The 10,812-nt window shown below is 73.1% G+C and carries 8 protein-coding genes; 5 read left to right on the top strand and 3 right to left on the bottom strand.

Going from position 1 to position 10,812, the window contains the following annotated elements; all coding sequences use genetic code 11:
• Positions 1-5: 5 nt before the first annotated feature.
• The 4 genes from ACZ51D_RS02460 to ACZ51D_RS02445 all read left to right on the top strand — a co-directional run bounded on the left by ACZ51D_RS02460 (position 6) and on the right by ACZ51D_RS02445 (position 4,068).
• Positions 6-1,109, top strand: a complete 1,104-nt coding sequence (locus ACZ51D_RS02460) for an alpha-hydroxy acid oxidase (protein ID WP_465660903.1) — start codon at positions 6-8, stop codon at positions 1,107-1,109.
• 124 nt (positions 1,110-1,233) lie between these two features.
• Positions 1,234-2,532 carry an aminotransferase-like domain-containing protein gene (locus ACZ51D_RS02455; protein WP_465661049.1) on the top strand — a complete coding sequence of 433 codons (1,299 nt, stop codon included), beginning with the start codon at positions 1,234-1,236 and terminating at the stop codon, positions 2,530-2,532.
• Between the two features lie 61 nt (positions 2,533-2,593).
• Positions 2,594-3,415, top strand: a complete 822-nt coding sequence (locus ACZ51D_RS02450) for an ATP-binding cassette domain-containing protein (RefSeq protein ID WP_465660901.1) — start codon at positions 2,594-2,596, stop codon at positions 3,413-3,415.
• Complete coding sequence (locus ACZ51D_RS02445) at positions 3,412-4,068, top strand: hypothetical protein (RefSeq protein ID WP_465619420.1); 657 nt, start codon at positions 3,412-3,414, stop codon at positions 4,066-4,068. The genes ACZ51D_RS02450 and ACZ51D_RS02445 overlap by 4 nt, the downstream gene beginning before the upstream one ends.
• A gap of 65 nt (positions 4,069-4,133) precedes the next feature.
• Here the strand turns inward: ACZ51D_RS02445 and ACZ51D_RS02440 are convergent, their stop codons facing one another.
• Together ACZ51D_RS02440 and ACZ51D_RS02435 are read right to left on the bottom strand one after the other, a co-directional pair.
• Positions 4,134-5,495, bottom strand: coding sequence for an MFS transporter (locus ACZ51D_RS02440; protein WP_465619418.1), 1,362 nt, complete (start codon positions 5,493-5,495; stop codon positions 4,134-4,136).
• 259 nt (positions 5,496-5,754) lie between these two features.
• Positions 5,755-7,410, bottom strand: a complete 1,656-nt coding sequence (locus ACZ51D_RS02435) for a CocE/NonD family hydrolase (protein ID WP_465660899.1) — start codon at positions 7,408-7,410, stop codon at positions 5,755-5,757.
• A 250-nt stretch (positions 7,411-7,660) separates the two neighbouring features.
• On the opposite strand from ACZ51D_RS02435, the gene ACZ51D_RS02430 reads away from it, so the two are divergent.
• Positions 7,661-9,766, top strand: coding sequence for a SpoIIE family protein phosphatase (locus tag ACZ51D_RS02430; protein ID WP_465619414.1), 2,106 nt, complete (start codon positions 7,661-7,663; stop codon positions 9,764-9,766).
• Positions 9,767-9,838: 72 nt separating this feature from the next.
• Here ACZ51D_RS02430 and ACZ51D_RS02425 read toward each other — a convergent pair whose 3' ends face one another.
• On the bottom strand, positions 9,839-10,810 hold the full coding sequence (locus ACZ51D_RS02425) for a Gfo/Idh/MocA family protein (protein ID WP_465660898.1): 972 nt from the start codon (positions 10,808-10,810) through the stop codon (positions 9,839-9,841).
• Between the last annotated feature and the right edge of the window lie 2 nt (positions 10,811-10,812).

Below are 10,812 nucleotides of genomic sequence, written 5' to 3'. Positions count from 1 at the left end.
GCGGCATGCAGGATCCGGCCGCCACGGCGCCGCCCGGCCTGGCCGGCCTGCGGAGCGCGGCGCACGCCGCCACGGCGCCCGAGGTGTGGGACTTCGTCGAGGGCGGCAGCGGCTGGGAGACGACGCTGTCCGCGAACCGGGCCGCCTTCGACGCGGTGACGCTGGTGCACCGGGTGATGACCGACACGGCCTCCGCCGACTGCGGCGGCCGGCTGCTGGGCACCGACGCCGCCATGCCGCTGCTCGTGGCGCCGATGGCCTACCAGCGCCTGCTGCACCCCGACGGCGAACTCGCCACCGCCCGGGCGGCCCACGCCGCCGGGGTGCCGTTCATCCTCAGCACCCTCAGCAGCCACCCGATCGAGGCGGTCGTCGAGACCGGCGCCGACGTGTGGTTCCAGCTGTACTGGCTGCGCGAGCGCCAGGCACGCGAGGCGCTGGTCGACCGGGCGGAGCAACTCGGTTGCCGGGCCCTCGTGGTGACCGTGGACGTGCCGGTCATGGGCCGGCGCTGGCGGGACGTGACCAACGGGTTTACGCTGCCCCCGCACGTCCGGGCCGCGCTGCTCGAGCCCGGACTCGACGACCTGGCGCACCGCCCGGCGTCCGGGGTGTCCGCGGTGGCCGCACACACCCGCGCGCTCTTCGGCGTCCCGACCCTGGCGGAGCTGGAACAGCTGCGCCGGCGGACGGAACTGCCCCTCGTGGTCAAGGGCATCCTGGACCCGCAGGACGCCCGACGGGCGGTGGAGTGCGGCGCGGACGCCGTGGTGGTGTCCAATCACGGCGGGCGCCAACTCGACGGCGCCGTACCGAGCATCGCCCAGCTGCCCGCGGTGGTCGAGGCGGTCGGCGGGCAGTGCGAGGTCCTGCTGGACAGCGGGGTGCGCACCGGCACGGACGTCCTGCGCGCGTTGGCACTCGGGGCGGCCGGGGTGCTACTGGGCAGGCCCGTCCTGTGGGGCCTGGCCGCCGACGGTGAGAAGGGAGTCTCCGAGGTGCTGTCCGTCCTGCACGACGAGCTGCGCGAGGGCATGCTGCTCGCCGGCTGCGCCGACCTGGCCGCCGCGGCCGCTCTGCACGCCCGCAGGTGGGTGCCCGGTGACTGACGACCGCCGCGCACCGGAAGCCGCCGGCCCGCAAGCCTCCGCCCCGGACCTCGCCGCCCTGGACGTCGCCGACCTGGACCTCGCCGACCTGCACGCCTCACTGGAGGACCCGGCGCTCGCCTCCATGACCTTCCTCAACGAGGTCACCGCGCGCTACCCGAACGCCCTGTCCTTCGCGCCGGGCCGGCCGACGGAGACCCACTTCGACGTCCGGGCGGTCCACCGCCACCTGGAGCGGTTCTGCGACCACCTGTCGACGGACCTCGGCTACGGCCCGGCCGAGGTGAGCCGCACGCTGTGCCAGTACGGACGGACCAGCGGCATCGTGCACCACCTCATCGCACGCCACCTCGAGGTGGACGAGGGGATGCACGTCGGTCCCGAGTCGATCGTCGTCACCGTCGGCTGCCAGGAGGCGATGTTCCTGGCCCTGCGCAGTCTGCGCCGGGACGAGCGCGACGTCGTCCTGGCCGTGGCACCGACCTACGTGGGCCTGACCGGCGCGGCACGACTGGTCGACATGCCGGTGGTGCCGGTGGCGAGCGGTACCACCGGCATCGACCTCGCGGACCTGGCCGTGACGCTGCGCCAGGCCCGCGAGCGCGGACTGCGCCCCCGCGCCTGCTACATCGTGCCGGACTTCGCGAACCCGTCCGGGCTGCGCCTGGACCTCGGGACCCGCCGCGAACTGCTCGACCTGGCCGCCCGCGAAGGGATCCTCCTCCTGGAGGACAACCCGTACGGAATGTTCCACGACGGCTCCGGGCGCCTGCCCACGCTGAAGGCGCTCGACACCGACCGGACGGTGGTCTACCTCGGATCGTTCGCGAAGACCGTCCTCCCCGGCGCCAGGGTCGGCTACCTGGTGGCCGACCAGCGGGTGCGCGACGGGCGCGGGCAGGTCGGCGGATTCGCCGAGCAGCTCTCGCGGATCAAGAGCATGGTCACCGTCAACACCTCGCCGATCTCGCAGGCCGTCATCGGCGGCGCCCTGCTGGAGAACGACTTCAGCCTGGCCCGGGCGACCTCCGGCGAACAGGAGATCTACCGACGCAATCTGGCGCACGTTCTGCGCGGCCTGGAAGCACGGTTCCAGCGGTGCCCGGACGTTTCCTGGAACACCCCGCACGGCGGTTTCTTCGTCGTCGTCAATGTGCCGTTCACCGCCGACGACGAATTGCTCGAAAGGTCCGGTCAGGAGTTCGGCGTGCTCTGGACTCCGATGTCGCATTTCTACGACGGAAAGGACGGCAAGAACCAGCTCCGGCTGTCCTGCAGTTCACTCTCCGGTGAACAATTGGAAGAAGGGTTGAACAGGCTTGCGACCCTTTTTGCCGACCTCGGTGTGCGTCATGTTGACAGGGACACCGCCTCGATGCCTGACTGTAGTAGCGTGAGCGCGGAGATCACAGTCGGGAGTTGAGTTGTTACACTGCAAAGCTGTCTGCAAACGCTACGGTGCAGGACGGTGGATCCTCAGCGATGTGGACATGAAGGTCTCCGCCGGCGACGCCGTCGCAGTGGTGGGCACCAACGGTTCCGGGAAGTCGACCCTGCTGAAGATCCTGGTCGGACTCTCCCAGCCCACGTCCGGCACGGTCTCGGGCCGACCGCCGACCGTCGGCTACGTACCGGACCGCTTCACGGCGCACGAACGCATCTCGGCGATCTCCTACCTCACCCACATGGGCCGCATCCGAGGCATGTCCACCGCCGCCGCCCGCGCCCGCGGAGGCGAACTGCTGGAGCGGCTCGCCCTCGTCGGCGGCCCGACCGCGTCGCTGCGCACGCTCTCCAAGGGCAACGCGCAGAAGGTCGCGCTGGCCCAGGCCCTGCTCGTCCGGCCCGACCTGCTCGTCCTCGACGAGCCCTGGTCGGGCCTGGACGCCTCGGCCCACGGCGTCCTGGGCGAGTTCATCGACGAGGTGGCCGGCCAAGGCGGCGCGGTGGTCTTCACCGACCACCGCGAGGCGATCACCGGGACGCACGCCACCGGCGCCTACGCCATCACCGACGGCCGGGTCACCTGGCGCGGCGGTGTGCACGCCGAGGGCCCCGCCCCGATGGTCGAACTGGTCCTGACCGTGCCGGCCACCGGCGCCGTCCCGGCCCGGCTGGACTGGTACGCGCTCCCGGGCGTGGTCGACGCCGCCCGCCGGGGCCAGGGCATCATCCTGCGGGTGACCCGCGAGCACTCGGACACCGTACTGCTGACGGCACTGCAGCACCGCTGGTCGGTGGAGGCGGTGGCCAGGGCCGCGCACGACCACGGCTCCCGTACCGACGCCAGGAGTGTCGCCCTGTGATCCCCCTGGTCCGCTACATGTTCACGGTGCTGCTGCTCTCCCAGCGCTACCTCGCGCCGCTGCTTCTGTTCATCGGCCTGGCCGCCGTGCTGACCAGCAGCGACACCGGCCCGCTCGCCGCCACCTACTCCGCGGTGGCCGGGGCCATGCTGCTGTGCTCCACCTGGCTCACCATGGCGCTGATCGGCCTGGAGGACCCGCCGCACCGCGCGATCGTCGTCGTCAGCGCGGGCAGCCATCGCAGGGTCCTGCTCGGCTCGGTCGCGACCGCCGCCGCCTGGTGCCTGCTGCTGACGGTGGGCGGCCTGGCGCTGCCGCTGCTGTTCGGCACCCACACCGTCCGCTTCGCCGATCTGGTCCTCGGCACGGAGGCCCAGCTGATCTGCGCCTTCACCGGCATGGCCATCGGGCTGGTCTGCTCACGGCTGGTGTTCCGGCGGCAGGGCTACGCGCTCGTCGTCGCCCTGGTGCTGCTGCTGGCCGTCATGCTCGGCAAGGGCGTGTCGCCGGTCAACATCATGCTGACCGACCTCCAGCACACGACGAACTCGGCGGACGCCCTGGGCTCCACGGGTGTGCTGGTCGCCGCGGCCGCGGTGCTGCTCGCGGCGGGAACGGCCGTCACCCACGCGATCACCGTCAAGAAGAGCTGAGCCGAGAAAAATCCTGAAGGGACGTCCCGCGCGGGTGCGGGACGTCCCTTCGTTCGCTCACCCGCTCACGCTGCCGACTCGCTCGCGACACCGGGGATCTCCCGCACCGAGCGCAGTTCGGAGCGGAGCAGCACGACCGTCGCGGCCGCCGACGCCAGCCCGGTCAGCACGAGCGCCCATCCGGTGCCGGCCTTCGGGCCCAGGGCGCCGCCCAGGACATCGGTGGCCACCCCGCCCAGCAGGGCTCCGAGCGGCATCGCGCAGAAGTTGATGGTCCGTGACGTCGCGTGCACCCGGCCGAGCAGATCCGGCCTGATCACCGACTGCCGCAAGGTGGTGATCGTGGCGTTCCACACCGGCACCCACACCGAGGCTGCCGCGCCGACCACCACCAGGGTCGGCACGGCCGGCAGCCACAGGGCCAGCGGGGCGGCGGCCCACACGGCTCCGGAGGCGCAGGCGGCGGCGAGGGTCGTCCCGAGGCCGAAGCGGGCCAGCAGCCGGTCCGCCATCCACGCGCCGCCGACCCCGCCGAGGCCCACCAGGGTGAAGAGCACCCCGACCGTCCCGGGCGGGAGCCCGAGGGTCCGGTAGGCGAAGAGCAGCGACACCGTCGAGGCGGCCGCGTTGCCCAGGTTCCGCAGCACGGCGGCCACCGTCGTGGGGCGCAGCAGCGGGTGCTGCCACAGGGCCGCGACGCCCTCCTTCATCTCGGCGAACATCGAAGCCCCCGGCTGCCGTGGCGGCGCCGGGGGCTCCGGGGTGCGAAGGCTCATGAGCGTCAGGATCGGGAGGACGAAGGTGGCGGCGACCACCGCCAGCGCCGTCGTACCGGAGAGGTACTGGCCGAGCAGGCCGCCCAGGGCGGGCGCGCCGAGCATGGCGAGGGAGGTGGACACCTCCAGCCTGGCGTTCGCCCGCGGCAGCATCTCCCTCGGCAGCAGGGTCGGCAGGTGCGACTGGTTGGCGACGTCGTAGAGGACGCCGAACGAACCGGCGGCGAGCGCCGCCACGCACAGTTCCGCCATGCCCAGCACCCCGGCGGCGGCGGCCAGGGGGATCGCGGCGAGCGCCAGCATCGTGCCCGCGGTCGACCACATCATGGCCGGCCTGCGCCGCCGCCGGTCCATCACGACACCGGCGAAGAGCGCCAGCACCGGATAGGGAGCAGTGCCCACGGCATTCAGCAGGCCGACGCCGAGATCGGACGCGTGGAACAGGACGATGGCGGTGGTCGGAAAGAGAAAGATCGCCACCTGGTGGCCCATGACGCTCACGGTCTGGCCGAGCCAGTACGCGCGGAAATCACGGCGGGCCGAAAGGTTTGTCCGTTCGGTGGAAAGGTTCGGATCGCCGGCCGCCACGCGATCCGCGAGCGCGTCGTTATCCGCCCTTTCCGCCCTTTCCGTCCTTTGCGGGCTGGTCATTTTCCCTCCCCGTTCCGGTCGGTGTCCACCGACACGTCCGGGAAATTCAAACACGCGACATCGGAAACGTCGACCGGGTCCTGGAAATGCGGGATAAAGCCGGTGAACCCGATTCGGAAGACGATTCGGCCCGGGTGCGGGACGAACGAGGCTCCCCGGCGGTCGAGTGAGCTGTCTGACGTCTCAACTGTTCCGCCGGGGAGCCTCGTTGGTCACCCGTCCTGCCGTACGCGCTCGTCGAGTGGGCGGTGTCGGGCGATCAGCGCACCGGCAGCGTCAGCTCGGCCGGGTCGGCCGTGGTCGAGCCGAAGGTCACCTGGGAGCCGAGCGGGGTCTCCCCGCCGTACAGGGCGTCCCGGGTGCCCAGCACCAGGGCCAGGCGGTGGCCGGCCGGCACGTCGTACGCCGTGGCGAAGAGCGGGACGTCCAGCGGGAAGGGCTGCCCGGGCGTCCGTCCGGACCAGCTCTGCGGCGCGTGCGAGACCAGCCGGCCGATGCCGAGCGCGTCCACGTCATAGAGGTAGGCGACGACCGTGCCCTGCGGGGTCGACGCGGTGACCGTGCTGTGCACCCGGGCGACGCCGCGCAGCGACAGGCCCTGCGGGTAGGGCTGCGACGTCCGGACGACGGCGGCCGAGCGGGCCAGCAGCGGGACGGCCACGGTCGGCGGCTGGTGCACCGCCTGGTCGACCAGCCCGGACAGCAGGGCGACGCCGCCGCTCGCGCCGGAGGGGGTGCCGCCGAGCACGGTGCTCTGCCACGTGACGGAGGCCGGATCGCCGTGGGCGTCGGCGCCGAGGGTGTCGGCGCCGACCGCGAGGCGCTCGGTGCGGGAGCTGACGGACTGCCAGTCGGCGTGGCTCTCGGGCACGCCGGAGGGGCGGACGTCGAACTGGACCGGCTGCGTGCGGGTGCCCGGGGCCGGGGCTCCCTTGACGTACTGGTCGAGCCACGAACGCGCGCTGTCCCAGGTGGCGTTGTCCAGCCCGAGCAGTCCGGTGAACTCCTGGCTCGCGTGGTCGCCGGGGCGCAGTTCGAGGCGCTTGGGCACGGTCAGCCGCTGGTAGAAGTCGGCGACCTGGCTGGGGTTGAAGAAGCTGTCGCCCCAGGCGTTGGCCATCAGGACGGCGGTGCCGTTCGCGTTGATCCGGTCCAGGTAGCGCGCGGGGGAGCGGGTGTCCGCCCAGTCGATGACCTGGGGCAGGTCGCGGTCGGCGAAGAGGTCGTCCAGCACCCGCGCGAACTCGGGGCTCTTGCGGCCGGTCGGAGCCTGGATGCCGGCGAGCACGGCCGCCGCTTGCAGGTGCCGGGTCTGCCCGCTGTAGAGCGAGTCGGTGAGGTCGCCCCAGCCGCTGAGCGAGGCGACGGCCTTGATCCGCGGATCGAAGGCGGCGCCGAGCAGGGTCAGGCCGCCGCCCAGCGAGAGCCCCACCATGCCGACCCGGTCCGGGTCGGCCGGGGTGTGCGCGAGCGCCCAGTCGATCACCGTGGAGATGTCCGCGACGTCCTTGGGCCCGGCGACGTCGACCTCCCCGCCGGAGCCCCAGAAGCCCCGCACCGTGTAGGTGACGACGACGTATCCTTCGGTGGCGAGCGCACGGCCCTGGGCGACGTACTCCAGGTCGTTCTGCCCCCAGCTGGCCGGCTGCACCACCAGCGGGTAGCGCCCCTGGGAATCGGCCCACGGCGTCCCGGGGGCCGGGGTGAACACGTCGGCCTTGAGGACGACGCCGTCCTTCGCCGGGATGTCGGCCAGCCGGAACGACCCGACGCCCACCGCGGCCCCGGACGGCGCCTCCGCGACGGCGGGCTGTGCGACGGCGGGCTGTGCGACGGCGGCCCCGCCGAGGGCGAGCGTCGCCGCGAGGACGGCGCTCGCCGTCCGGCGTCCACGGCTGGGGGTGGGTCGTTCCATGACGTGCTCCATCTGTGCTCGTACTGCTTGACTGCCGGAGCGTAGCCAGCTGACGAAACCTCAGGGGAGATGATGATCAGCCAAATTACCAGCCAGTAACACCGGTGATGCCCGGACGGTCCGGGAGAGCCGAGAGCCAGGACATTCCGATCACATGCCGGCTCCGGGGCCGCCCGGCTGGCGGCCGGGAAGCGAGGCGGGACGATGGAGTGAACCCCATCCATCAGGTGCGGCGGGAGGAGGTGGCCGGATGGACGCCGGGCACGCGGAGCCGTCGGGTGCCGTCCCGCCGGAGCGGGATCCCGGACTGGAGGCCGGTGGGCTGCTGGACGTCCTGGGCGTCGCCGCGGTGGTGCTGGACGCGGAGGGGCGGATCGTGCTGTGGAGCCCGCAGGCCGAGGACCTCTTCGGCTACCCGGCCGCGGAGGCCCTCGGGCACCCGGCCGCCCGGGTGCTGGTCGAGGAGCGGCTCCTGGACCGGGTGCTGGAACCGTTCGCGAAGGTGATGGCCGGCGGCGGGGCGTGGGCCGGGGTCCTCCCGGTCCGACACAAGGACGGGTCCACGCTGCTGGTCGAGTTCCGCAACATGCGCCTGGAGGACGAGAGCGGCCGGTCCTACGCGCTCGGCCTGGCCTCGGACCAGGCCACGCTGCGGCGCCTCGAACGGGACCTCGCACTGTCGCTGCGCCTGGTGGAGCAGTCCCCGATCGGGCTGTCCGTGATGGACACCGAGCTGCGCTTCGTCCTGGTCAACCCGGCGCTGGAACGCATCAACGGACTGCCCGCCGCCCGGCACCTGGGCCGCACCGTCCGGGAAGCCCTGCCGTTCCTGGACACCGAGGCGATCGAGGCGGCCATGCGGGAGGTGCTGGCCACCGGGTCGCCGCTGCTGAACCAGTTCACCACCGGACACACCCGCGCCGACCCCGGCGTCGAGCACGCCTGGTCGGCGTCCTTCCACCGGCTGGAGGACCCCGCGCACCGGGTGATCGGCGTCGCCGTCTCGGTCGTCGACGTCACCGAGCAGCACCGGGCGGCCACCGCCGCGGCGGCGGCCCGGCGGCGCCTGACCGTGATCGCCGACGCCTCCGAGCGCATCGGCACCACCCTCGATCTCGACGTCACCGCACGCGAGCTCGCCGACGTCCTCGTCCCGGAATTCGCCGACATCGCGGCCGTCGACATCCTGGAGGACATCCTCACCGACAGCGCGCCGACGGAGGACCGGAAACGTCCGGCCCTGTTCCGCGCCCTCGCCGTCAAGGCCGCCCACCCCACGCCCGCCGTCGAGGCCGCCGATCCGGTCGGGCAGATCGCCCGCTACGACGCGACCCGCCTGGTCACCCGCTGTGCCCGTACCGGCCGCCCGATCCTGCTGGCCCGCGTCACCGACCGTGACCTGCCGCGCATCGCCCGCGACGCGGAGGCGGTCGAGCTGCTCCGGCAGGCCGGGATCCACTCCTACCTGGCCGTGCCGCTGCGCGCCCGCGGCCAGGTCCTGGGTGCGCTCGATCTCAAACGGGCCCGCAACAAGCAGCCGTTCGACCATGACGACGTGGTCCTGGCCGGTGAACTGGCCGCCCGCGCCGCCGTCGCCATCGACAACGCCCGCTGGTACCAACGCCAGCGCCACGCCGCGCTCGCCCTCCAGCGGCACCTGCTGCCCGGCCCGCCCCCGCAGCCGCCCGGGCTGGAGGTCGCCTACCGCTACCAGCCGGCCTCCGGCGTCGGCGAGGTCGGCGGCGACTGGTTCGACGTCATCCCGCTGACCGCCGACCGGACCGCGCTGGTCGTCGGCGACGTGATGGGAAGCGGCATCACCGCCGCCGCCACGATGGGCCAACTCCGCACCGCCGCAAGGACACTGGCCGGCCTCGACCTGGAGCCGGCCGCCGTCCTCACCCACCTCGACAGCATCGCCGCCGGTCTCGGAGAGTCCATCGCCACCTGCGTCTACGCCCTCTACGACCCGCGCCACCACCGCTGTCGCATCGCCATCGCCGGCCACCTGCCCCCGGTCCACACCCACCCGGGCCGCCGGCCGGTCCTGCTCGACCTGCCCACCGGCGCACCCCTGGGCGTCGGCGGGATCGCCTTCCACGACACCCCGATCGACCTCAGGACCGGCGACGAACTCGTCTTCTACACCGACGGGCTGGTGGAGACCCGCGACCACGACATCGACGTGCGGCTCACGGCCCTCACCGACCTCCTCGGCCGGCCCCGCAGTTCCCCGGAGGAGACCTGCGACCTCCTCCTCGGCGCCCTGCACCACCAGGGTGGGAACGACGACATCGCCCTCCTGGTCGCCCGGGTCCGGCCGCTGTCGCACGCGGCCGGACCCGCGCGTCGCTGAACCGGTGCGTCGATGAACCGGCGCGTCGCTGAACCGGTGCGATGCCTCGGGCGGGGCGGGTGGACGGGTGCGTCAGCTGTCCCGGCGGCTGTCCCGGCGGGAGAGACGGCTCCGCACGGAGTCCAGCGTGGTGGCGATGAGAAGCGACTCCTCGAGCGGGACGAGGTGGGCGGAGGTGTCGCCGTCCGCCGCGGCGTCCATCGCCTCGACCATGAGGCGGTACGGGTCCTGGGCCAAATAGTGGCGCCGGCCCCCGACGGTGGACGTGAGCGTGCTGGGGGCGGCGCCGGCGCAGAAGGCCGGTGGGGTGAGGGTGATCGAGCCGCTCGTGCCGGTGGTGGTGAAGGTCTCGGCCATGCCGCCCACGAGCGAGCAGCCGACCTCGGCCGTCCCCCGGTCGGGGAACTCGAGCAGGAAGCGGGTGGCCGAGTCGGCGGAGCCGGGCCGCCAGTGGTCCTGCTCGGCCCGGACGACCCTCGGGGTCCGCCAGCCGAAGGCGGCGAGGGCGGCCGAGACGGCGTAGTAGCCGACGTCGTAGAGGGCGCCGCCGCCGAGGGCGGCGTCGAGGCGGTAGTTGCCGGGAGCGGGGGCGAGGCCGTCGAACCGGGCGGTGACGGTGTGGACGGTGCCGATCGCGCCGCGGGTGATCATGGACTCGAGGTCGCGGGTGCGCGGGTGCCAGCGGTTCCAGGCGGCCTCGACGAGCAGTCGGCCGGCGGCGCGGGCGGTGGCCGTCATGGCGGTGACCTCCGCGGCGGTCAGCCCGAGCGGCTTCTCGCACAGGACGTGCTTGCCCGCGCGCAGGGCGCGGTCCACCCACGGGCGGTGGGCGCTGTTGTGGAGCGCGACGTAGACGATGTCGACGGCGGGGTCGTCCAGCAGCTCCTCGTAGCGGGTGTACACCCGCGCGGGGTCGAGCGCCCGGGCCCGCCGGGAGTCGGTCGCGGCGACGGCGTGCAGGCGCGGCCCGTCGGCCGCGTGGACGGCGGGTGCGAGGCTGGAGGCGGCGATCGAACCGGCGCCCAGGAAACCCCAGTTGGCCATGG

The organism is Kitasatospora sp. NPDC033851 (genome assembly GCF_055576085.1).
Note: the sequence above shows the minus strand (reverse complement) of the source record. Positions and strands in the feature narration are given on the sequence as shown.

What these genes read in the sequence shown, in the direction of transcription:
- ACZ51D_RS02460 (WP_465660903.1), top strand. Translation starts at nt 6, where the DNA reads ATGCAGGATCCGGCCGCCACGGCGCCGCCCGGCCTGGCCGGCCTGCGG.
- ACZ51D_RS02455 (WP_465661049.1), top strand. Translation starts at nt 1,234, where the DNA reads ATGACCTTCCTCAACGAGGTCACCGCGCGCTACCCGAACGCCCTGTCC.
- ACZ51D_RS02440 (WP_465619418.1), bottom strand. Translation starts at nt 5,495, where the DNA reads ATGACCAGCCCGCAAAGGACGGAAAGGGCGGAAAGGGCGGATAACGAC.
- ACZ51D_RS02435 (WP_465660899.1), bottom strand. Translation starts at nt 7,410, where the DNA reads ATGGAACGACCCACCCCCAGCCGTGGACGCCGGACGGCGAGCGCCGTC.
- ACZ51D_RS02430 (WP_465619414.1), top strand. Translation starts at nt 7,661, where the DNA reads ATGGACGCCGGGCACGCGGAGCCGTCGGGTGCCGTCCCGCCGGAGCGG.
- ACZ51D_RS02425 (WP_465660898.1), bottom strand. Translation starts at nt 10,810, where the DNA reads ATGGCCAACTGGGGTTTCCTGGGCGCCGGTTCGATCGCCGCCTCCAGC.